Annotated in this window: 17 protein-coding genes; 7 read left to right on the forward strand and 10 right to left on the reverse strand. The window is 71.7% G+C overall.

What is annotated here, in order from left to right:
• Positions 1-8 precede the first annotated feature (8 nt).
• On the reverse strand, positions 9-2,072 hold the full coding sequence (locus tag ACFYPM_RS03485) for a serine/threonine-protein kinase (RefSeq protein ID WP_387190822.1): 2,064 nt from the start codon (positions 2,070-2,072) through the stop codon (positions 9-11).
• A gap of 206 nt (positions 2,073-2,278) precedes the next feature.
• Here ACFYPM_RS03485 and ACFYPM_RS03490 point away from each other — a divergent pair, with 206 nt between their 5' ends.
• Both ACFYPM_RS03490 and ACFYPM_RS03495 read left to right on the forward strand, forming a co-directional pair.
• On the forward strand, positions 2,279-3,862 hold the full coding sequence (locus ACFYPM_RS03490) for a methylmalonyl-CoA mutase (RefSeq protein WP_387190824.1): 1,584 nt from the start codon (positions 2,279-2,281) through the stop codon (positions 3,860-3,862).
• 439 nt (positions 3,863-4,301) lie between these two features.
• Complete coding sequence (locus ACFYPM_RS03495; protein ID WP_387190826.1) at positions 4,302-5,561, forward strand: amidohydrolase; 1,260 nt, start codon at positions 4,302-4,304, stop codon at positions 5,559-5,561.
• Here the strand turns inward: ACFYPM_RS03495 and ACFYPM_RS03500 are convergent.
• Complete coding sequence (locus ACFYPM_RS03500; RefSeq protein WP_387191452.1) at positions 5,518-6,516, reverse strand: DUF4349 domain-containing protein; 999 nt, start codon at positions 6,514-6,516, stop codon at positions 5,518-5,520. The two genes, ACFYPM_RS03495 and ACFYPM_RS03500, sit on opposite strands and share 44 nt — an antisense overlap.
• A 93-nt stretch (positions 6,517-6,609) precedes the next feature.
• On the opposite strand from ACFYPM_RS03500, the gene ACFYPM_RS03505 reads away from it, so the two are divergent.
• The 3 genes from ACFYPM_RS03505 to ACFYPM_RS03515 all read left to right on the forward strand — a co-directional run bounded on the left by ACFYPM_RS03505 (position 6,610) and on the right by ACFYPM_RS03515 (position 9,072).
• Positions 6,610-7,242, forward strand: a complete 633-nt coding sequence (locus ACFYPM_RS03505) for an MBL fold metallo-hydrolase (RefSeq protein ID WP_387190828.1) — start codon at positions 6,610-6,612, stop codon at positions 7,240-7,242.
• Positions 7,243-7,246: 4 nt separating this feature from the next.
• Entirely contained in the window at positions 7,247-8,224 is a 978-nt protein-coding gene (locus ACFYPM_RS03510; protein WP_387190830.1) for a hypothetical protein, read from the forward strand.
• 104 nt (positions 8,225-8,328) lie between these two features.
• The gene (locus ACFYPM_RS03515; protein ID WP_387190832.1) at positions 8,329-9,072 is read left to right on the forward strand and encodes a hypothetical protein; all 744 of its coding nucleotides are present in this window, start codon (positions 8,329-8,331) and stop codon (positions 9,070-9,072) included.
• 75 nt (positions 9,073-9,147) lie between these two features.
• Here ACFYPM_RS03515 and ACFYPM_RS03520 read toward each other — a convergent pair whose 3' ends face one another.
• Entirely contained in the window at positions 9,148-9,603 is a 456-nt protein-coding gene (locus ACFYPM_RS03520; RefSeq protein WP_387190835.1) for a gamma-glutamylcyclotransferase, read from the reverse strand.
• Positions 9,604-9,709: 106 nt separating this feature from the next.
• On the opposite strand from ACFYPM_RS03520, the gene ACFYPM_RS03525 reads away from it, so the two are divergent.
• Complete coding sequence (locus ACFYPM_RS03525) at positions 9,710-11,113, forward strand: NAD(P)H-quinone dehydrogenase (protein ID WP_387190837.1); 1,404 nt, start codon at positions 9,710-9,712, stop codon at positions 11,111-11,113.
• Here the strand turns inward: ACFYPM_RS03525 and ACFYPM_RS03530 are convergent.
• Both ACFYPM_RS03530 and ACFYPM_RS03535 read right to left on the reverse strand, forming a co-directional pair.
• Positions 11,070-11,708, reverse strand: coding sequence for a DUF998 domain-containing protein (locus tag ACFYPM_RS03530; protein ID WP_387190839.1), 639 nt, complete (start codon positions 11,706-11,708; stop codon positions 11,070-11,072). The two genes, ACFYPM_RS03525 and ACFYPM_RS03530, sit on opposite strands and share 44 nt — an antisense overlap.
• 152 nt (positions 11,709-11,860) lie before the next feature.
• The gene (locus ACFYPM_RS03535) at positions 11,861-12,487 is read right to left on the reverse strand and encodes a DedA family protein (RefSeq protein WP_387190841.1); all 627 of its coding nucleotides are present in this window, start codon (positions 12,485-12,487) and stop codon (positions 11,861-11,863) included.
• 520 nt (positions 12,488-13,007) lie between these two features.
• Between ACFYPM_RS03535 and thrS the strand changes: the two genes are divergently transcribed.
• Positions 13,008-14,225 carry a threonine--tRNA ligase gene (gene thrS, locus ACFYPM_RS03540; RefSeq protein WP_387190842.1) on the forward strand — a complete coding sequence of 406 codons (1,218 nt, stop codon included), beginning with the start codon at positions 13,008-13,010 and terminating at the stop codon, positions 14,223-14,225.
• Positions 14,226-14,289: 64 nt separating this feature from the next.
• On the opposite strand, the gene ACFYPM_RS03545 is transcribed toward thrS, so the two are convergent.
• The 5 genes from ACFYPM_RS03545 to ACFYPM_RS03565 all read right to left on the reverse strand — a co-directional run bounded on the left by ACFYPM_RS03545 (position 14,290) and on the right by ACFYPM_RS03565 (position 22,621).
• Complete coding sequence (locus ACFYPM_RS03545) at positions 14,290-16,224, reverse strand: ABC transporter ATP-binding protein (protein ID WP_387191454.1); 1,935 nt, start codon at positions 16,222-16,224, stop codon at positions 14,290-14,292.
• A 152-nt stretch (positions 16,225-16,376) separates the two neighbouring features.
• Positions 16,377-18,110 carry an ABC transporter ATP-binding protein gene (locus ACFYPM_RS03550; RefSeq protein ID WP_387190844.1) on the reverse strand — a complete coding sequence of 578 codons (1,734 nt, stop codon included), beginning with the start codon at positions 18,108-18,110 and terminating at the stop codon, positions 16,377-16,379.
• Entirely contained in the window at positions 18,104-18,586 is a 483-nt protein-coding gene (locus ACFYPM_RS03555) for a MarR family winged helix-turn-helix transcriptional regulator (RefSeq protein WP_387190847.1), read from the reverse strand. The genes ACFYPM_RS03550 and ACFYPM_RS03555 overlap by 7 nt, the downstream gene beginning before the upstream one ends.
• A 735-nt stretch (positions 18,587-19,321) precedes the next feature.
• A complete protein-coding gene (locus tag ACFYPM_RS03560) occupies positions 19,322-20,761 on the reverse strand; it encodes a GuaB1 family IMP dehydrogenase-related protein (protein WP_357368583.1) in 1,440 nt (479 codons plus the stop codon).
• Between the two features lie 108 nt (positions 20,762-20,869).
• Complete coding sequence (locus tag ACFYPM_RS03565) at positions 20,870-22,621, reverse strand: acetyl/propionyl/methylcrotonyl-CoA carboxylase subunit alpha (RefSeq protein ID WP_387190849.1); 1,752 nt, start codon at positions 22,619-22,621, stop codon at positions 20,870-20,872.
• Between the last annotated feature and the right edge of the window lie 74 nt (positions 22,622-22,695).

The following is a 22,695-nucleotide window of genomic DNA, read 5'->3' on the forward strand; positions in this document are numbered from 1 at the left end:
CCCTCGGCTCAGCCTGCCCCGGTGAGCTTGAACGTCCTGGCCATCTCGTCGAAGATCGGCTTGCTCTCCGCGAACTTGGCGTTCGTCGAGGTGAGGTAGAACGAGTACGCCTTGCCGCCCTCGGCCACGCCACGCCAGACGCCGTGCCGCATGACGTCGCCCTCGCCGCAGGTGTACTCGAATTCGGCGGCCGGCCTACTGTCCAGTTGGGTGTCGCTGGCGTTGAGCTGCTGGTACGGCTTGACGCAGGAGGTGCTCCTGGTCTTGAGGCCGTTCGCCGCCGTCTCCGCCCAGCGGTTGGCGTCGCTCGACCACTTCTCGGTGATGATGCGCACCTTGCGGCCGCTGTCCTCCGGGTCGATGTAGTCGGTGTACGAGGGGCCGGTGGCCTTCTTCCAGCCCTTCGGCACCATGACCTGGATGCCGCGCGCCGCGTGCTCCTCCATCTCGACCGTGGAGGCCGCCGGGGCGGACGCGGACGGCTGCGCCGCCGGGGTGTTCGGCGGGGGATCGCCGCCACTGGTGAGGGCCACCACGGTGAGCAGCAGCACCACGGCCAACCCGCCGGCCGCGGCGAGTTGCACCTTGCGCGGCCAGCCCTTGACCGTGCTGACGAGCTGACCACCGGTGGCGCGGGCCTTGCCGAGAGTGCCGCCGCCAGAAGGGGCGGGCGAGGTGGCCCAGGGCTGGCCGGTGCCCGGCACCGACCACTGGTTGCCGCCCCCGTAGGTGCCGCCGATGCGCTGGGTGGCCTCTGGTGCGCCGCCGTACCCGACCTGCTGGGTGGCATCGGCGGGACTGCCGTAGGTGACCCGCTGGGTGGCGTCCGGGTGCCCGCCGCCGTCCACCCGCTGGGTGGTGTCGGCGCTGCCGCCGTAGGTGCGCCTGGAGGGTGGCTGGCCGGGGCCGGGCATCGCGCCGGTGGGCGTGTGCAGTGGGCCGGCCAACACGTCGGCGCTGGTCTCGTCGAACCCGGTGGCATTGGCCGGGGTGGCCGGCTGGGGGCGCTCGCCCCGGCGCAGCGCGGCCAGCCGGTCGGTCAGGGACTCGTCCGGGGCCAGCATCGCCGGGCCGCCGATCTGGTTGTCCGGCTTCGGCTCCGGCGCGGGCGGCGGGAGGACGGGCACCGGAGGGCGTTGCTGCACCGGCACCACCGCGTAGGGGTCGGTGACCGAGTGCACCGCGGTGGCGGTGCTGCCGAGCGGCCCGGCGAGCAACTCGCGCAACATGGCCCGGGAGGTGTGCACGTCCAACCGGCGGGCCGGGTCCTTTTCCAGCAGGCCCATCAGCACGCGGGTCAGCGGGCCGCTGCGCTGCGGCGGGGCCGGTGGGTCCTCGACCACGGCGTGCATGGTCTCGATCGGGTCACCCTTGTCGAACGGGGGTCGACCCTCCACCGCCGTGTAGAGCGTCACACCCAGTGAGAAGAGGTCGCTCGGCGGACCGAACTCCTGGCCCATGGCCCGCTCGGGCGAGATGAAGTGGGGTGAGCCGAGCACCATCCCGGGGGTGGTGAGCTGCACGTCGGTGGGCATCCGGGCCACCCCGAAGTCGGTGAGCACGCACCGGCCGTCGCTGCAGATCAGCACGTTTGCCGGTTTGACGTCGCGGTGCAGGACGCCGATCGCGTGCGCCACCTCCAACGCGCCGAGCAGCGCGATGCCGATCTTGGCGACGGCGCGGGGCGCGACCGGCCCGTCCTCGATCACCATGTCGGCCAGGCTGCGGGCGTCCAGCAGCTCCATCACGATCCACGGCCGGCCGGCTTCGGTGACCACGTCGTACACCTGCACGACGGCCGGGTGCTGGATGGCGGCGGCGGCCCGCGCCTCGCGCAGGGTGCGTTCGTACATGGCGTCGCGGTCGCTGGGGGCCAGCCCCGGAGGCAGGACGACCTCCTTCACCGCCACGTCGCGGCGCAGCAGGGTGTCGGTGGCACGCCACACCGTGCCCATGCCGCCGTTGCCCACCGAGGACCGCAGCGCGTACCGGTCACCGATGGTGGTGCCGGGTGCTGCGCGGCCGTTGGCGGGACTGACGGGTCCGCCGCTCCACGTCGGGATCTGAGTCACAGAAAAGCCACCGGGGGAAATCGAGGAGGGCTGGGACACAACCCCCCTATCTTGCTGGTTCCGACGCCCGATGCGAAAGCCGACGCGACGCACGTTTGTCGAACTCGACAGAAAGTGCCTCGTCGTTCACCTCCTGTCGACGGCTCGGAACGGGCTGTGCGGTATCCCTCACCCGACGACGAGCCGGCGCGTCCTACCATCCGGGGATGAACCAACGGCGGTCAAGCGAGTCCGATTTTCCGATCAAGGGCGTCTACACGGGCGCGGACCTTCCGGAGGACCTGGACTCCCGGCTGGGCGTTCCCGGCGAGTTTCCGTACACCCGGGGGGTCTACCCCACCATGTACACCTCGCGTCCGTGGACCATGCGCCAGTACGCCGGCTTCGGCACCGCCACCGAGTCCAACGCGCGGTACCACCAACTGCTGCGGGCCGGCACGATGGGCCTCTCGGTCGCGTTCGACCTGCCGACCCAGATGGGCTACGACTCCGACGAGTCGATCGCGCACGGCGAGGTCGGCAAGGTGGGTGTCGCCATCGACTCCATCGAGGACATGCGGCTGCTCTTCGCCGACATCCCGCTGGACCGGGTCTCCACCTCGATGACCATCAACGCGCCCGGCTCGGTGCTGCTGCTGCTCTACCAGCTCGTCGCCGAGGAGAACGGGGTGCCCGGCTCGGCGCTCAACGGCACGATCCAGAACGACATCCTCAAGGAGTACATCGCCCGGGGCACGTACATCTTCCCGCCGAAGCCGTCGCTGCGCCTGGTCGCGGACACGTTCGCGTACTGCCGCAAGGAGGTGCCGAAGTGGAACACCATCTCCATCTCCGGCTACCACATGGCCGAGGCCGGCGCGACGCCCGCGCAGGAGATCGCGTTCACCCTGGCCAACGGCGTGGAGTACGTGCGGGCGGCGCTGGCCGCCGGGCTCGCGGTCGACGATTTCGCGCCCCGGCTGTCGTTCTTCTTCGTGGCCCGCACCACACTGCTGGAGGAGGTGGCGAAGTTCCGCGCCGCCCGGCGGATCTGGGCCCGGCTGATGCACGACGACTTCGGCGCGAAGGATCCGAAGTCGATGATGTTGCGCTTCCACACGCAGACCGCGGGCGTGCAGCTCACCGCGCAGCAGCCGGAGGTGAACCTGGTCCGGGTGGCGGTGCAGGGGCTGGGCGCGGTGCTCGGCGGCACGCAGTCGCTGCACACCAACAGCTTCGACGAGGCGATCGCGCTGCCCACCGAGAAGGCGGCCCGGCTCGCGCTGCGTACCCAGCAGGTGCTGGCGTACGAGACCGACCTGACCGCCACCGTCGACCCGTTCGCCGGCTCGTACGTGGTGGAGGCGATGACCGCCGAGATCGAGGCCGCCGCGCTCGAGTTGATGGAGCGGGTGGCCGATCACGGCTCGGCGGTGGACGCGATCGAGGCCGGGTTCCAGAAGCGGGAGATCGAGCAGTCCGCGTACCGGATCGCGCAGGAGATCGACTCGGGTGAGCGGGTGGTGGTCGGGCTCAACCGGTTCACCGTGGACGAGGAGGAGCCGTACGAGCCGCTGCGCGTCGACCCGACGATCGAGGCGGGCCAGGCCGAGCGGCTGGCGCGGCTGCGCTCCGAGCGCGACGGCGCGGCCGTGACGCGGGCCCTCGCCGACCTGCGGGCCGCCGCGGAGGGTTCGGACAACGTGCTCTACCCGATGAAGGAGGCGCTGCGGGCCCGGGCCACCGTGGGTGAGGTGTGCGGGACGCTGCGCGAGGTGTGGGGGATGTACCGGCCCACCGATCGCTTCTGACCGTCCCGGTCGCGGTGTGTCCGTCGGGCCGGGGGGGTACCGGACCGGAGGAGCACGGACGCACACGGTGTGCGCCCGGGGTGGACGGCTCCGTGTGAGCGTCCGTATCCGGCTCGTTGCGGAGTGTGGTCGGCTAATTGTCGGAGTGTCAGTTCATCACCCCGACTAATGCGACAATTTACACCAGGATCCGCGCGTGTTCCGCCGGATCCGGAGCCGCCGCGATCGGTTACGCGTTGTAGGAGGTGAGGGGCGGATGTCGGCGTTCGATAGCGATCTACCTGCTGTCCCACACATCTCCGAGCGCTCCGAACTGGGCGTTCCTGACGCTGCGCGGTCTGATCATTACCGTAACGAGGTTGCGCAGCGTCACCGCCGGAGGTCTAGGCTGTCTGCTGTCCCCGATGATCCATCCGTTTCTACTGATCGAGAATTCGACGTGACGAGTGCGTTGACGCTGCCCACGGATGGCCAGTTGGCGTCGTCCTGGCCGGAGCTGCCCCCGGGCTCCCAGCCACTGCCCCGCGAGCTGGACCACCTCCTAGCGCTCCGAGTGCCGGGGCTGATCGCTACCCGCCGTCACCTCCACTCGCACCCTGAGCTTTCCGGCTCCGAGTTCGAGACGGCCGCGCTGATCGCCCGGGAGCTCTCGCTGGCCGGGCTCAACCCGCGCCTGCTGCCCAAGGGCAACGGCGTGATCTGCGACGTCAACGGCCGGCCGGACGGCCCCGTGGTCGCGCTGCGCGCCGACATCGACGCCCTGCCCCTCGACGACTCCAAGGACGTGCCCTACCGGTCGACCGTGGCGGGCGTCTGTCACGCCTGCGGCCACGACGTGCACACCACGATCCTGCTCGGCGTCGGCATGCTGCTGGCTCAGCTCGCCGACCTGGGTGAGCTGGACGGGCGGGTCCGGCTCATCTTCCAGCCGGCCGAGGAGATCCTGCCCTGCGGCTCGCTGGAGGTCATCGAGGCCGGCGGCCTGGACGACGTGGTGCAGATCTTCGCGCTGCACTGCGACCCGAACCTGCCGGTGGGAAAGGTCGGCCTGCGGGTCGGCCCGATCACCGCAGCCGCCGACAACGTCACCGTCCGGCTCTCCGGTCCGGGAGGGCACACCGCCCGGCCGCACCTGACCGTCGACCTGGTCGACGCGCTCGGCCGGCTGGTCACCGAGGTGCCCGCCCTGGTCAGCCGCCGGGTGCCGGCCAACAGTGGCCTGCTGCTGGTCTTCGGCCACGCCTCGGCCGGCACCCGCTACAACGTCATCCCCTCCGAGGCGAGCGCCTCCGGCACCCTGCGGGTGATGGACCGCGACACGTGGGAGTTGGCCCCCAAGATCGTCGCTCAGGTGGTCCGGGACGTGATCGCGCCGACCGGCGCCACTGTCGACCTGGAATACCTGCGCGGCCGGCCACCGGTGTCCAACGACGCGCGGGCCATCCAGGTGCTGACCGCCGCCACCGCCGCCGCGCTCGGCCCGGAAGGGATCGCCGAGACGCCGCAGAGCATGGGCGGCGAGGACTTCTCCTGGTATCTGGAGTACGTCCCCGGCGCCCTCGCCCGGCTCGGCGTGGGTCGCTCGGGTCCCAACGTCGACCTGCACCGGGCAAGCTTCGACGTGGACGAGCGGGCCATCCCCGCCGGCGTACGCGTCATGGTGCAGACCGCGCTGCGGGCACTGGCGGCGGCGCGCTGACCGGAGCGGTCGGCATGGAGGCCTTCTTCCGGCGACGCAGCACCAACAGCAGCACCGCCACCGGTACGCCAATTGCCAGAAGCCACGGCAGCAGCGCCCCCAGCACGGTGAGCAGGACGGTCAACGAGGCGACGAACGCCTTCCAGCCGCCCTTGAGCCCGACCAGGAAGCCGGACTCGGCCTTCTCCTCGGTGGCCTTGGCCGCCGGCCCGACAAGGGTCACCGTGATCGTGGAGAGGGCGGTCAGGTCGGCCAGTCGCCGTTTCTTGGCCTCCAACGACGCCAGGTCGGCCTCACGGCGACCCAACTCGTTCTCCAACGACACCAGGTCGGTGATCGAGCTGGCGCGGGCCAGCAACCGGCGGGCGCTCTCCACCCTGGCCCGCTGACTGGTGATACGCGCGTCGAGGTCGACGATCGCCTCGGTGGCGTCCTCGGTGCTGATCTCCCGGCTCAGCTGGCTGCCGTGCTCCGCGATCTCGTCCACCACCTCGGTGAACTTCTCCGCCGGCACCCGCAACTGCAACTCGGTCACCGCGTCGGCACCGGCACTGCGCCGCTGGTCACCGCCGATGAAGCCACCGGCGCGGGTGACCAGGGCGCTCACCTCCCGGGCGGCGGCGTCCACATCGTCCACCTGCACCCGCATCGCACCGGTGTAGATGATGGCGCGCTGGTCGACCCGCAGGTCCGGCGCCCCGGTGCCGGCCTCCTGGGGTGCCCCGGCCCCGGCCTGCTGCCGGTCCTCGGCCTTGGCCGCCTCGGGCGCTACCGCCGCGTTGTCCCGCGCAGCGTCGCGGTCCGCCGCCGGTGGGGCGGCCGCCGTGTCCGCCGTTCCGCTGTCGCCGGCCCCGCACCCGGTCAACACCAGCGCCGCCGCCAGCGCCGTTACCGCCAGCAGTGTGCCGTGGCGTCGTACCACCTGTCCGTCCATCCCCGCTCCCCTCGTCGTGATCCGGTGTGGCGATAGCTCGGACGCGGCGCACACGTCGGCCGGTTCCGGCAGACTGCGCTGAGGACGTCACGATTCGATAATCGAGGAGTCACGATGCGGCTCACCAAGTACGCCCACTCCTGCCTCCGGATGGAACACGACGGGGGAGTGCTCGTCGTCGACCCCGGGGTGTTCGGCGACTCCGCGTCGGCGTTGGACGGCGCGGACGCGGTGCTGATCACCCACCTGCATGCTGATCACCTCGACCTGGCCGCGGTGCGCCAGCAGCTCGACCGGCGGCCGTTCCCGATCCACGGGCCGGCCTCACTCGCCGAGACCCTGGGCGACACCGCCGAGGTGTTGCACCCGGTCACGCCCGGCGAGTCGTTCACCGCCGCCGGGGTCGCCGTCCGGGCGTACGGGGGACGACACGCGGTGATCCACCCCGACATCCCCGTGGTGGACAACCTCGGTTACCTGATCAACGACGTGGTCTACCACCCGGGCGATTCCCTGGTGGTGCCCGACGAGACTCCCGTCGACACGCTCTTCGCGCCGATCCACGCCCCCTGGTCGAAGTTCTCCGAGGTGCTCGACTTCATCCGCGCGGTCGCGCCCCGGCGGGCGTACGCCCTGCACGACGGCCTGCTCAACGACAACGGTCTGCGCGTGCTGAACGGGCAGTACACCGCGCTGTCCGGCACCGAGTACCAGCGGCTGGAGCCCGGTAGCCGGGTGGACGTCTGATCCGATGCCCGGCCCGTCAGCGGAGCTGGTGCAGCAGCTCTACCGCATCCCACCGGACCGGTTCGTGGCCGCCCGGGACGCCGCCGTGGCCGATGCTCGTCGTGCCGGCGACCCGGGCGCTGCCCGACAACTGGCCCGGCTACGTCGCCCGACGGTGGCGGCCTGGCTGGTGAACCTGCTCGCCATCGAACGCCCGGAGCTGGTCGCCGACCTGGTCGGACTCGCCGATGCCCTGCGGACGGCCCAGCGGGAGCTGCGTGGGCCTCGACTGCGGGAGTTGTCCGCGCAGCGCCGGGCGGTGGTCGCTGCCCTGGTCGCCGAGATTCGCAAGCTCGCGGCGGCGGAGCCGGACGCGCCACCGGCTGGTCGGCTGCCACTGGCCGAGGTGGAGTCGACGCTGAACGCGGCGTTCTCCGACGTCGACGTCGCCGAGCAGGTCCGGGCGGGCCGCCTGCTCCGGGCGGCCAGCTACGCCGGCTTCGGCGAGGTGCCCCGGCCGCAGCTGAGGTTGGTCACCGGCGACGACGACGAGGAGCCCGAGGAGGAACGCCCCGCCCGCCGACCGGGTGCCCAGCGAGGGCGTCCCGAGGCGGTGCCCCGCGCGGATCGGGCTGCGGAGCGTGCCGAGCAGGCCGCGCACCGGGCCGCCCGTGCCGAGCGGGCCCGGCAGCGCCGCGCCCTGGATCGGGAGTTGGCCAAGGCCCGGACCGACCAGCAACGCGCGGAGGTCGAGCTGACCGAGGCGGCCGGACAGGAGCGAAACGATGTTGCCGTACTCGATGGGATCGAGGCCGAACTGGCCGAGCTGGAGCGGCGGCGGGCGGTCGCCGAGCAGGATCTCAGCCGGGCCAAGCTCGCTCGGCGTGCCGCCGAGCGAGCGGTCACCGTGGCTCGGCGGCGCGCAGGCGAGGTCGAGGCGGCGGTCGAGGCGTTGGCGGCCGAAGAGGGGAATGCGGACGAGGACGGTGGCGCGGGAGACTGACCATCGATGGACGACGACGGGTGTGCGGGCCGTCCAGGGCGGGTGACCCCGGATCGGGGCCTCGTCGTGGTCGATGGATCGGGTTGCCCGAGAGGGCCGCTCGGATGACACCGGAGCAGGTTGCTGCCGCCAGCAAGCCGGTCGTACTCGACCTCGGCGACGCGTTCACCCGGGACCCGGCCACGTTGCGCCGTGCCCGACTGCTCGGCATCTCCGGCTGGGCGTTCTACATCAGTGGTCGGGCTGGCGCACTGGGCGATGTGCGGGCCGAGACGGCCGCCGCGGCGCTGGGGTTCATCGCCCCGGACGCGGTCGCCGACGGGTGGGACGCCGCCGCCCGGATCGTCCCGCCGGTCGAGGTGGCGGCGGCGAGCCTCGCCGAGTGCTGCCGATGGGGCGCGCAGCAGCTCGACGCCCTGCCCGGCACCGAGCGCCTGGCGTTCCTCGTCGAGCGTGCGGTGGTGGCGGCGGACGCCAGCGCCATGCCGCTCTTCGCCGCGTGGCGGGCCATGCCGCTGCCGGATCTCTCCGCCGGCGCCCGCAGCGCCGCCGGGCTGCGACTGCTCCGGGAACACTTCACCGGTGCCTACCTACTGGCGGTACGCGCCGCCGGGATGACACCGCTGGAGGCCGTGCTGGCCGGGCCGGAGGGGGAGGCCGGGGCGGTGGCCTGCGGCTGGCCCCCGCCCTACCCGCCGATCGGGCCGTTGGTGCGCCGGCGACTCTGGGCGGAGGCGGTGACCAACCGTCTCGTCGCGCCCGCGTTCACGGCCCTCGGTCCGGCTGCCGGCGCGGAGCTTGTCGAGTTGCTGCACCGCACCCGGGCCGACCTCGCCGCCGGTGTGTGATTGACGACCCTCGTCGCACCCGACCCGCGCTCCGCTCGGCGGCGGGAGCAGACTGGGGAGGTGCGATACGCGCTGCTACGCCGACGCGGTGCCGGTGGGGCGGGACCGCAACTCGGTGACGTAGTCGTCCGGGGCGCCCGCCTTCTCGGCGGCGTTCGCGATCTCGGACAGATACCACGACGTCGGCAGGCCGCCCTCGTACCCGTTGAAGACGTAGATCCACGCGGTCACGTCGCCGTCGAGGGTGGAGACCCGGACGTGCAGCTTGCGGTACGTGCCGGCGGTCACCCCCTCGATCTGGTCGAGCTGATCCGCGTCGTAGGGGTGGATGTCGTAGAGCGCGACGAAGACCCGGTCACCGGGCGACTCGACCAGGGTGCTGACCGCACCCTCCCAGCCGATCACGTCCGCGCCGGCGAAGGTCAGCCGCCAGCCTTCCAGCCAGCCGGTGCCCACCATCGGCGAATGCGGACAGTAGGCACGCATCCGGGCAGGGTCGAGATTTGAGCCGTAGGCGGCGTGATGACGCACGGCGATGACGATAGCCCGGCGGACGGGTGGGGGAGAATACGACTGTGCGTGTCGAATGCGCTCGGGAGAACAAAGTCACTGTGAGCTTGGACGAAGGGCGAACGCTGTGAGCCGGATCGTGATCATCGGTGGGGGGCCGGCCGGGTACGAGGCGGCGCTGGTCGCCGCCCAGCTGGACGCCGATGTCACCGTGGTGGAGGCCGACGGGGCCGGCGGGGCCTGCGTGCTCTCCGACTGCGTGCCGTCGAAGACCTTCATCGCCAGCTCCGGGGTGGTCACCGGTTATCGGGACACCGAGGAGTTCGGGGTGCACTCGGACGGCCTGGAGGCGGTCACCGTCGACGCCCGGGCCGTGCACGAGCGGGTCAAGCGACTGGCGTTGGCGCAGTCCGCCGACATCCACGCCAAGCTCCTCAAGGCCGGCGTCACCTTCGTGGCCGGCACCGCCCGGCTCGGCGAGGACGCCCTCGGGCACACCCACCTGGTCGTCGTGACGCCCGCGGACGGCGGGGAGGAATACGCCATCGCGGCGACCACCGTGCTGGTGGCCACCGGCTCGACACCCCGCCAGCTGCCCACCGCCGTACCGGACGGCGAGCGCATCCTGACCTGGCGCCAGGTGTACGACCTGCCGGAGCTGCCCGAGCACCTGATCGTGGTCGGCTCCGGTGTCACCGGCGCGGAGTTCGCCAGCGCCTACCTGGCCATGGGGGTCCAGGTGACCCTGGTGTCCAGCCGGGACCGGGTGATGCCGCACGAGGACGCCGACGCCGCGTCCGCCATCGAGCGGGTGTTCCGCAACCGGGGCATGGAGATCCTCAACAACTCCCGGGCCGACGCGGTACGACGTACCGCCGACGGCGTCGAGGTGGAACTCTCCGACGGCCGCAGGGTCACCGGCTCGCACGCGCTGATCACCGTCGGTTCGATCCCCAACACGGCCAACCTGGGCCTGACCGAGTACGGCGTCGAGCTGGGCCGGGGCGGTTACGTGACCGTCGACCGGGCCTCCCGGACCAACGTGCCAGGCATCTACGCCGCCGGTGACTGCACCGGCGTGCTGCTGTTGGCCAGCGTCGCCGCGATGCAGGGTCGGATCGCCATGTGGCACGCCCTCGGCGAGGCGGTCCGCCCGTTGCGGCTGCGTACCGTCGCGGCGAACGTCTTCACCGACCCGGAGTTGGCCACCGTGGGCGTCTCGCAGGACGAGGTGGACGCGGGCAAGACCCCGGCCCGGCAGGTGATGCTGCCGCTGTCCGGCAACGCCCGGGCGAAGATGGACGACCTCTCCGACGGCTTCGTGAAGTTGTTCTGCCGTCCGGCCAGCGGCCAGGTGATCGGCGGTGTGGTGGTCGCCCCGAAGGCCAGCGAGCTGATCCTGCCGATCACGATGGCGGTGGAGAACAACCTGACGGTCAACGAGCTGGCCCAGACCATCACCATCTACCCGTCGCTGTCCGGCTCGATCACCGAAGCAGCGCGCCAGCTGATGCTCCACGAGTTGGAGTGACCCTCCGGGTCTGGATCACCGCCACCGTGGCCAGGACCGCCACCTCGGTGAGGATGAGCAGGCGTTCGGCCAGACCGATGAGCATTCGGTCGCCGGGGTAGGCGGACCAGATCATGGCCCCCGCCAGGGCGAGGCTGAGCAGGACGAGGGTGCGGAGCGTCCGGGCCGCGGGGGCCAGGGTCGGCCGGCGGGCGAGCAGCCAACCGCTGAGCGGCAGCGCCAGGAAGGCGACCACCGAGGCGTACCGGTGCAGGTAGGCCTCGGTGGTCATGGCGGTGCCCGGCTCGTTGGTCGGCACCACCGCGGCGAGCAGCAGCCCGGCCACCCACGCGCCGAGCAGCAACTCGGCCGTCCCGGCGCGCGGTCGGGGTGGGCCGGTGCGGCGCAGCCCGTACAGCAGCGCCACCGTGGCGAGGGCGAGCACCACCATGGCCACGTCGATGACGCCGCCCCGGTCGGAGACCGCGAAGTCGCTGATGGTCAGCGTCCAGGGGCTGAGGTCGTCGTTAACTTCGAGGTGACCGATCACGGTGAGCAGCGCCGCCACGGCGATCCCGCCCAGGGCCAGCAGACCGGTGTTCCGGGTTCCAGGCATGCCTCAGCCTGTCGCCGCGGGCACCCCAGCCGGATCCGGGAAGCCCACCGAAATCGCCCCGAGAGGCAACCCCTAGAGACCCCCCGGCCCACCTTCCGCGATCTTGCACTTCCGGTCGCCCTTATGCGCGACACGCCCCAAATGCGAGGACACTAAATGCAAGATCGCGGGGCAGGCGAGGGCGCGGCGGCGCGGGCGTGGCGGGCGCTGACCAGCGTCATCGCCCATCCCGCTGCGGCGAAGCCGACCGCGGCGGCGGTGGCGATGATGGCCAGTCGCCACGCCGACTCGGTGAGCGCGGTGCCGCCGAGGTGCCCGACCAGCGCGCCGTAGGTGGCCCAGCCCAGCGCGGCGACGGCCTCGTAGAGCACGAACAGCCGATACGGGTAACGGCTGCGACCGGCCGAGAAGCAGGCCGCCATCCGGCCGCCGGGCACGAACCGGCAGAGCAGGATGACCATCGGCCCGGGTTGGCGGAGCCCCTTGGTGACCCGACTGGCCATCCGACGGGCCCGGCTCAGCTCGGCGTGCCGGGGTGCCCGCCGGTCCGGTGCGTTGCGCCCGAGCAGGTAGCAGGCCAGGTCGCCGGCGAAGACACCGAGTGCACCGACGGCGATGGTGACCGGCAGGTTGAGCCCGCCGTAGACGGTGAGCGCACCACTGGTGATCATGACGATCTGGGTGGGGATCACCGGGACGAAGGCGTCCGCGATCAGGAGGGCGAGCAGCACCAGGTACGCCCACGTCGGCGATGCGACGTCAGTCAGTAGTTCGGGCACGCCTGCCACCTCGCCGGATGCGGCCGATTGGGTGTCTTGAGCCTGACGGCGTGTCCGGCGTCACGGAGGACAGGCCCGGCCCGTCGTGACGGTCGACACGACGGGGGCCACCCAGGTTCAACGAGGTCAACCGATCTCGGGTGACGGGTTCGTCGCCCGTCCAACCCGTCCGGTACCGGGCGGCAGAACGGCGCACGTCGGCGTACCGTTGACGGGCGCGGCCCATGCCCGTCGGGTCCCCCGTTCCTGACGATTCGGGCCGCCAGGGCCGCCGGCGGGTCCCGCGCCGGCGGCCCACCCCTCTGCTCGCCGCCGCAAATCCGGGTGCGTCCCCGGTTGCCCCGCGAGTACGGTCGCCGTATGCGCAGCGCGGTTGTGGTGACCACGACGCCGGGAATCCCCGGCGCGCCGCTCTGACGTAACCACAGTCGACCAGGCCCCGGGGCGATCCGCCCCCGAGGGCCGCGCGCCGAACGGAGCCCAGGTCGCCTCCGGGTCGTACCCGATCCAGGAGCCCGACATGATCGACCACCGTAGGCTCGGCCGTGAGCTGGACCTCTTCGTCTCCGATCCGCTGGCCGGCGCCGGCCTGCCGATCTGGCTGCCGGCCGGCGCTGCCGCCCGGCACGCCGTCGAGGAGTACGTCCGGGAGTTGGAGCGCCGCTCCGGCCACCGGCACGTCTACTCGCCGCCGCTGGGCAAGCGCGAACTCTTCGAACTCTCCGGCCATCTCGGCTACTTCGCCGACGACATGTTCCCGCCGATGCGGCTCAGCGCCGACGACGAGTTCGTGCTCCGCCCGGCGCTCTGCCCACACCACGCGCTGGTCTTCCGGGCGCGGGGCCGTTCCTACCGGGAGCTGCCGCTGCGGATCGCGGAGCTGGGCGGGATGTACCGCTCGGAGCGTTCCGGGGTGCTCGGCGGGCTGGCCCGGGTACGGGCCATCTCGCTCAACGACGCGCACACCTTCTGCGCCCCCGAGCAGGTGGGCGGGGAGGTCGTCGAGATCCTCCGACTGATCCGCGCCGCGCACGCCGCGCTCGGCGTCCGCCCGGCCGGCTTCCGGCTCTCGTTGCGCGGGCCGGGGGAGAAGTACGTCGGCGAGGACGCGCAGTGGGCCCACGCGGAGGAGTTGCTCCGGGGCGCGCTGGCCGGCGTGGAGTACGTCGAGGCGCCCGGCGAGGCCGCCTTCTACGGCCCGAAGATCGACATTCAGATCGTCGACGCGGCCGGCCGGGAGTCGACCATCTCCACCATCCAGCTGGACTTCGACAAACCCGAGCGGTTCGACCTGTCCTACACCGACTCGGACGGCAGCCGGCGTCGACCGGTCATGGTGCACCGCAGCCTGGTCGGCAGCATGGAGCGGCTCTTCGCGTACCTGATCGAGGTGCACGAGGGCGCCTTCCCGGCCTGGTACGCCCCGGTCCAACTGGTGTTGCTGCCGGTCGACGCCGGCCAGGCCGACGCGGCGGCCGATCTGGCCCGCCGGGCCGTCGACGCCGGCCTGCGGGTCGAGGTGGACGGCGTCGGCTCGCTGGGTGCCCGGATCCGGGACGCGGCTCGCCGCCGCGTCCCGTACCTCGGGGTGTTGGGTGCCCGGGAGGCGGCCGACGGGCGCCTCGCGCTGCGCCTGCGTGGCGGCCGGGCACTGGACCCGATGCCCGCCGACGCGGCGTTGGCCCTGATCGGCGGGCAGGTCGCCGCCCGCGCCGCCGAGCTGCTCCCGGCGGGCTGACCCACCCGCCGAGCCGGGGTGGGTCGCCGTCGGTCGCGTGGCGCGCACGGCGGCGACCCGCCCCTCAGACCGACGCCGGCTGGGCGGCGGGCTCGGCCGGTTCCTCGTCGGCCACGGCACCGGTGAACTGGGAGCGGTAGAGCCGGTGGTACGCGCCGTGGGCGGCGAGCAGTTGCTGGTGGCTGCCCTGCTCGACGATCCGGCCGTCCTCCATCATCAGGATCAGGTCGGCGTCGCGGATGGTGGAGAGGCGGTGCGCGATGACGAAGCTGGTCCGGTCCGAGCGCAGCGCGGCCATCGCCCGTTGCAGCAGCACCTCGGTACGGGTGTCCACCGAGCTGGTGGCCTCGTCCAGGATCAGCAGCGACGGCTCGGCGAGGAACGCGCGGGCGATGGTGATGAGCTGCTTCTCGCCGGCGCTGACGTTGCTGCCCTCCTCGTCGATCACGGTGTCGTAGCCGTCCGGCAGGCTGCGGACGAACCGGTCCACGAACGTGGCCCGAGCGGCGGCGAGGATCTCCTCCTCGGTGGCGTCCGGGCGCCCGTAGGCGATGTTGTCCCGGATGGTGCCGCCGAACAGCCAGGTGTCCTGGAGCACCATGCCGATCCGGCCGCGCAGGTCGTCGCGGCGCATTGTGGTGATGTCCACCCCGTCGAGGGTGATCCGGCCGGCGTCCAGCTCGTAGAAGCGCATGACCAGGTTGACGAGCGTGGTCTTGCCGGCGCCGGTCGGGCCGACGATCGCCACCGTGTGCCCCGGCTCGGCGACCAGCGACAGGTCGTCGATCAGCGGCTTGTCCGGCTCGTAGCGGAACGAGACGCGCTCGAACTCGACCCGCCCGTGCGGGTCGGCGACCCGGGCCGGCTGAGGCGGGTCGGGGGTCTGCTCGTCCGCGTCGAGCACCGCGAAGACCCGCTCGGCCGACGCCACCCCGGACTGGAGCAGGTTGGCCATCGAGGCGAGCTGGGTGAGCGGCTGGGTGAACTGCCGGGAGTACTGGATGAACGCCTGCACGTCGCCCAGACTCATCGTGCCGGAGGCGACCCGCAGCCCACCGACCACGGCGATCGCCACGTAGCTCAGGTTTCCGATGAACATCATCGACGGCATGATGATCCCGGAGACGAACTGCGCCCCGAAGCTCGCCCGGAACAGCTCCTCGTTCTTCGCGTGGAACGCGGCCTCCACCTCACGCTGCCGACCGAAGACCTTCACCAGCTCATGACCGGTGTACGCCTCCTCGATCTGGCCGTTCAACTCGCCGGTGTGCGTCCACTGGGCGATGAACTGCCTCTGCGAGCGCTTGGCGATGCGCTGGGTGACGAGCACCGACAGGGGCACCGCGACCAGGGCCACCAGGGCCAGCAGCGGTGAGATCCAGAACATCACGGCCAGCACGCCGACGACGGTCAGCAGCGAGGTGAGCAGCTGGCTCAGCGTCTGCTGGAGGCTCGTCGAGATGTTGTCGATGTCGTTGGTGACCCGGCTGAGCAGCTCGCCGCGGGGCTGCCTGTCGAAGTACGGCAGCGGCAGCCGGTTGAGCTTCTCCTCCACCTCGGCGCGCAGCCGCAGCACGGTGCGCTGGACCACGCCGTTGAGCAGCCAACCCTGCCACCAGGACAGCACGCTCGCGGCCAGATAGAGCCCGAGGGCCAGCAGCAGCACCCGCTTCAGAGCGGTGAAGTCGATGCCCGTGCCGGGCACCACGTCCATCCGGGCCAGCATGTCGGCGAAGCTGTTGTTGCCGCTGGCCCGCGCCGCGGCGACGGCCTGCTCGGCGGTGGTGCCGGCGGGCAGGTCCCGGCCGATCACCCCGGTGAAGATCAGGTCGGTGGCGTGGCCGAGGATCTTCGGCCCGGCCACGCTGAACCCCACGCTCACCAGGGCCAACGTGATGATCGCGGCCAGGTGCAGCCGGTGCGAGCGCAGCCGGCCGAGCAGCCGGCGGGCGGACGGCCCGAAGTTCATCGACTTCTCGGCGGGCATTCCGGCACTCATCCACGGCGGACCGCCGCCGGGACGGCCTGGCGGCAGCCGCTTCGGCGTCGCCGCGCCGCCGCCGGGCGCCGACGCGTCCCCTCCCGGTGTCCGCTCGTCGCCGGCCGGCTTCTGACTGGGTACGGCCGCGGTGCGCGGCTCGTCGCGCTCGCTCACGCCGCCACCTCCGTCGTCTGCTGGGACGCCACGATCTCGGCGTACGTCGGGCAGGTCTCCAGCAGTTCCGCGTGTCGTCCCACTCCGACGACCCCTCCGTTCTCGAGAACGATGATCTGGTCGGCGTCGATGATCGTGGAGACCCGCTGGGCCACGATCACCACCGCGGACTGCGCGGTGATCGGCCGCAGGGCGGCTCTGAGCCGCGCGTCGGTGCCCAGGTCGAGCGCCGAGAACGAGTCGTCGAAGAGGTAGATCTCCGGCTCTCGGACCAGCGCCCGGGCGATGGCCAGGCGTTGCCGCTGCCCACCGGAGACGGTGGTGCCGCCCTGGGCGATCGGTGCCTCCAGGCCGCCGGGCATCTGGGCCACGAAGTCCCGAGCCTGGGCGATCTCCAGTGCCGCCCACAGCTCCTCGTCGGTGGCGTCCGGGTTGCCGTAGCGCAGGTTGCTGGCGACCGTCCCGGTGAACAGGTACGGCCGTTGCGGCACCAGACCGATCCGCCGCCACAGCTCGTCCGGCGCCAGCTCACGCACGTCCACCCCGTCGACGAGCACCGCACCGGCGGTGACGTCGACCAGGCGGGGGATCAGCGACAGCAGGGTCGTCTTGCCCGCGCCGGTGCTGCCGATGATCGCCGTGGTGGTGCCCGGGGTGGCCCGGAAGGAGATGTCCCGCAGCACCGGCTCGACCGCGCCGGGGTACTGGAAGCGCACCCCGCGCAGCTCCAACTCGGCCCGGGTCGCCAGCTCGCTGACCGGCTCGGCGGCGGGGACCACCGAGGAGTCGGTGTCCAGCACCTCGACGATCCGTTCGGCGCAGACCGCGGCCCGGGGCACCATCATGAGCATGAAGGTGGCCATCATCACGGCCATCAGGATCTGCATCAGGTATTGCAGGAACGCGGTGAGCGCGCCGACCTGGATCGCGTTGGCGTCCACCCGCTGCGCGCCGAACCACAACACCGCCACGCTGGAGACGTTCAGCACCAGCATGACCACCGGGAAGATCAGCGCCATCAGCCGGCCGGTCCGCAGCGCGGTGGCGGTCAGGTCGGCGTTGGCGACGCCGAAACGGTTCGTCTCGTACGGTTCGCGAACGAACGCGCGGACGACCCGGATGCCGGTGATCTGCTCGCGCAGGACCCGGTTGACCGTGTCGATGCGGGTCTGCATCAGCCGGAACCCCGGCACCATCCGACGGATGATCGCGCCGAGCGTGACGGCCAGGACCGGCACACTCACCAGCATCAGCCAGGAGAGCCCGACGTCCTCGCGTAGCGCCATCACCACGCCGCCGACGCTCATGATCGGCGCGGCGACCAGCATGGTGCAGCTCATCAGGACGAGCATCTGCACCTGTTGGACGTCGTTGGTGTTGCGGGTGATCAGCGAGGGTGCCCCGAACCGGGCCACCTCCCGGGCGGAGAAGCGGTTGACGTGCCCGAACAGCGTGGCCCGGACGTCCCGGCCGAAGCCCATCGCGATCCGCGCGCCCAGGTAGACCGCGGCGATCGAACAGACGATCTGGATCAGGCTGACCAGCAGCATCCACCCGCCGGTGTGCACGATGTAGTCGGTGTCCCCCCGCGCCACGCCCTTGTCGATGATGTCGGCGTTGAGGCTGGGCAGGTAGAGCGAGGCCATGGTGCCCACGAACTGGAGCAGCACCACCGCCAGCAACTGTCGTTGGTAGGTGCGCAGTTGGTTGCGCAACAGTCGGATCAGCACGCCGGGTCCTTCGGATCGGTAGGGCGGCTGGTCATCCGCGGGTCGTCCCCGCTGCCGATGACCTCTAGCAGGAACTCCCGGATCACCTGGGCCTTCGCCGGGTCGGCGTCGACCGAGGTGATGGGGCGTCCGGAGTGGATCATGGCCGTGAGTGCCGCCACCCGCTCCCGACCGGCGGGGGTGATCGCAAGTCGGATGCTGCGCCGGTCGCTGTCGTCGCGCTGCCGCTCGACCAGCCCGTCCCGGGCCAGCGTGTCCACGATGCCGGTCAGGGTCGCCGGGCGGACGAAGCCCATCTCGGCGACCTCCCGGTGGGGCAGCTCGCCGTGTCGGGCGAGCGTCATCAGGGTCACCATGCCTGCGTGGGTGAGACCGTGTTCCTCGGCGAGGTAGCGGTTCCACCGCTGCTCGACGAGGTGCCCGGCCACCAGCAGCAGCCGGCCGAGCGGCACGTCCTGGAGGGTCACGATGTCCACGGTGAGCACCTTAGCTCCCTGATAGTCAGGGGCCAAACGAAATTACCGCAGCAGTGGCCACGAACACGATCTGCGGGACCGTGCGCTGTGGGATCGGCGTCACCGGAGGCCCGGCGAGGGTCAACCTCCGGCGGGCAGCCGAGACGTTGGCGGGGCCGGCCTGCGCACCGCGCTCGCCACCCAGGGCTTGGGTTGCCGGCGGCGGGGGACGACCTGTTGGCCGCCGGGGTCGCGTACGTCGACCTCGCCGTCGGCCACCGCGCGCACTTCGAGGTGATGTCCCGGCGGGAGCCGTACCGGGCCGACGATCCCGAGCTGACCGCCCCGCGGGTCGGGCCAGGCCGCTCGCCCCGCTCCTCCCCCGCTTGCACATGGGGCAATTACCACGACAACCCCGTTGCCTAAGGCGCAATGACTGTTCGCCACCGATCCTGCATCGCGATCTTGCACTTTCTGCCCCGACATTAGGGTGCATTCCGTCCTAAATCGGCGACAGAAAGTGCAAGATCGGCGCGATTCTCCAAGCCCCGATAGGCAGCACAGCGGGTTGAGCCGTCGGCCACGGTCCTGACGCAACGGCGTTGATTGCCACGACGGGCCGATGCGAGGCGCAATGACCTCATGATCGACGTGGGTGGGTGGGTGGGTGGGTGGGTGGGTGGGTGGGTGGATGGTGGGCGGGTGGGCGGGTGGATGGTGGGCGGTTGGTAGGTGAGTGGGTGGGTGGGTGGTGCGTTACCAGCTTGTGGGTAGGGGCATTCCTTCGGTGAACCCGGCGGCGCTCTGGACGCCGACGATCGCGCGTTCGTGGAACTGCGTCAGGTTTCGCGCGCCGGCATAGGTGAAGGCGCTGCGTACCCCGGCGATGATCTCGTCGATCAGGTCCTCGACGCCGGGTCGGACCGGGTCCAGGTACATTCGCGCCGAGGAGATGCCCTCCTCGAAAACCGCCTTACGAGCCCGGTCGTAGGGACTGTCGTCGGCGGTACGGGCACTGACCGCCCGAGCCGAGGCCATCCCGAAGCTCTCCTTGTACCGCCGACCGTCCGGCTCGGTGTAGAGGTCGCCGGGGGACTCGTAGGTGCCGGCGAACCACGAGCCGATCATCACGTTCGACGCGCCGGCGGCCAGCGCGAGCGCCACGTCGCGGGGGTGCCGTACGCCGCCGTCGGCCCAGACGTGCCGACCCAGTTGCCGGGCCGCGGTCGCGCAGTCGAGCACGGCGGAGAACTGTGGCCTACCCACGCCGGTCATCATCCGGGTGGTGCACATCGCGCCCGGCCCGACGCCGACCTTGATGATGTCCGCCCCCGCCTCGACGAGGTCGCGTACGCCCTCGGCGGTGACCACGTTGCCGGCCGCGACCGGCACCCCCGGGTCCAGCTTGCGGACCGCCTGGAGTGCCGCGATCATCCGCGACTGGTGGCCGTGCGCGGTGTCCACGACCAGCGTGTCCACCCCCGCCTCCAGCAGCGCGGCGGCCTTACCTGTCACGTCGCCGTTGATCCCGACGGCCGCCGCGATGCGCAGCCGGCCCCGGTCGTCGACGGCCGGCGTGTAGAGGGTGGCGCGCAGCGCGCCCTGGCGGGTCAGCACCCCGACCAGCCGACCGTCGGCGTCCACCACCGGGGCGAGCCGGCGACGGCCCGCGGAGAGCAGCTCGAAACCGGTACGCGGGTCGGCGTCCGCCGGGACGGTGTGCAGCTCGGTGGACATCACGTGGCGGAGCTGGGCGAACCGATCCACTCCCGTGGTGTCCGCCTCGGTGACCACACCCAGCGGTCGGCCGGCGTCGTCGACGACGATCACCGCGGCGTGCGAGCGCTTGGGCAGCAGATGGATGGCGTCACCCACGGTCTCCGTGGGACCCAGGGTGATGGGCGTGTCGTAGACCAGGTGCCGCTGCTTGACCCAGGCGACGACATTCGCCACCACCTCGATCGGGATGTCCTGCGGAATCACCGCGATCGCGCCCCGGCGGGCCACCGTCTCGGCCATCCGCCGGCCGGCCACCGCGGTCATGTTCGACACCACGAGCGGGATGGTGGTGCCGGTGCCGTCACCGGTGGACAGGTCGACGTCGAGTCGGGAACCCAGGTCGGAGCGGGCCGGCGCCATGAAGACGTCGGTATAGGTCAGGTCGTGCGCGGGAGCCGCGCCGTGAAGGAACCGCACCCGACCATCATTGCCGCTCCTGGCCGCCGCTGCCGGGTCCGGTGCCGCAGACCACTCCCGCCGCGCGACCTGCGGTCGGGACGGACCCTTCGTGCGAGGTGCCCCGCGTCAGGCGATGGTGCAGATGGGGGCACCGGCGGTGATCACGGCGCCGACCTCGGCGCTGAGGCCGCCGACCGTACCCGCCTTGTGCGCGTGCAGCGGCTGCTCCATCTTCATCGCCTCCAGCACCACCACCAGGTCGCCCTCGGCCACGGTGTCGCCGTCGGCCACCGCGATCTTGACGATGGTGCCCTGCATGGGTGAGGTGAGCGCGTCGCCGCTGACCGGGGCACCGGCCTTGGCGCCGCCGCCGCGCCGGGTCGGCTTGCGGGTGGCGGGTGCCGCGGTGGTCGTACTCCCGCCGAAGCCGGCGGGGAGGCTGACCTCGATGCGCTTGCCGCCCACCTCGAGCACGACGGTGTCGCGTTCGGCCGGCGCCTCGGCGGCGCCGGCGGCGGCGCTGAACGGCCGCACGGTGTTGTGGAACTCCGTCTCGATCCACCTGGTGTGCACGGTGAACGGCTCCGCGGTGAACGCCTCGTCCCGCACCACCAGCCGGTGGAACGGCAGCGCGGTGGCCATCCCGTCAACGATCATCTCGTCCAGTGCGCGGCGGGCGCGTTCCAACGCCTCGGTCCGCGTCTCACCGACGATGATCACCTTGGCGAGCAGTGAGTCGAAGTTGCCGCCGATCACGTCGCCGGCCGAGATGCCGGTGTCCACCCGGACGCCCGGGCCGCTGGGCAGGCGCAGCGCGGTGACGGTGCCCGGGGCGGGCAGGAAGTTACGGCCCGGGTCCTCGCCGTTGATCCGGAACTCGATGGCGTGCCCGCGCGGCGTCGGGTCCTCGGTGGTACGCAGCTTCTCGCCGTCGGCGATCCGGAACTGCTCGCGGACCAGGTCGATGCCGGCGGTCTCCTCGGTGACCGGGTGCTCGACCTGGAGCCGGGTGTTGACCTCCAGGAAGGAGATGGTGCCGTCCCGGCCGACCAGGTATTCGACAGTGCCGGCGCCGTGGTAGCCGGCCTCCCGGCAGATCGCCTTGGCGCTGTGGTGGATCTGGGCCCGCTGGGCGTCGGTGAGGAACGGCGCGGGGGCCTCCTCCACGAGCTTCTGGTGCCGACGTTGCAGCGAGCAGTCCCGGGTGCCCACCACGATCACGTTGCCGTGCTGGTCGGCGAGGACCTGCGCCTCGACGTGTCGGGGCTGGTCCAGGTAGCGCTCGACGAAGCACTCGCCCCGGCCGAACGCCGCGACCGCCTCCCGGGTGGCCGACTCGAAGAGCTGGGGGATCTCCTCCATCGTCCGGGCGACCTTGAGGCCGCGCCCGCCGCCGCCGAAGGCGGCCTTGATGGCGACCGGCAGGCCGTGGTCGGCGGCGAACGCGATCACCTCGTCCGGGCTGGCCACCGGGTCCGGGGTGCCGGGGACCAGCGGGGCGCCGGCGCGCTGGGCGATGTGCCGGGCGGTGACCTTGTCACCGAGGTCGCGGATCGCCTGCGGGGTGGGGCCGATCCAGGTCAGCCCGGCGTCGATGACCGCCTGGGCGAAGTCGGCGTTCTCACTGAGGAAGCCATAACCCGGGTGTACGGCGTCCGCGCCGGCCCGTGCGGCGACGTCGAGCAGTTTGTCGATGCGCAGGTACGTCTCGGTCGCGCTGTCCCCGCCGAGCGCGTACGCCTCGTCCGCGAGGGTGGTGTGCAGGGCCTCGCGGTCGGAGTCCGCGTACACGGCGACGCTGCCCAGGCCGGCGTCGCGGCACGCACGGATCACCCGGACGGCGATCTCGCCGCGGTTAGCGATGAGTACCTTGCGCACCTTCGTGGCTCCTCCCCGGCAGGTTACTGACGGGGAGTGTATCGGCCGCCCCGGTGACCCTAACGATCGCTCAG

It is taken from the genome of Micromonospora sp. NPDC005203, from assembly GCF_042872705.1.
Taxonomy (GTDB): domain Bacteria; phylum Actinomycetota; class Actinomycetes; order Mycobacteriales; family Micromonosporaceae; genus Micromonospora.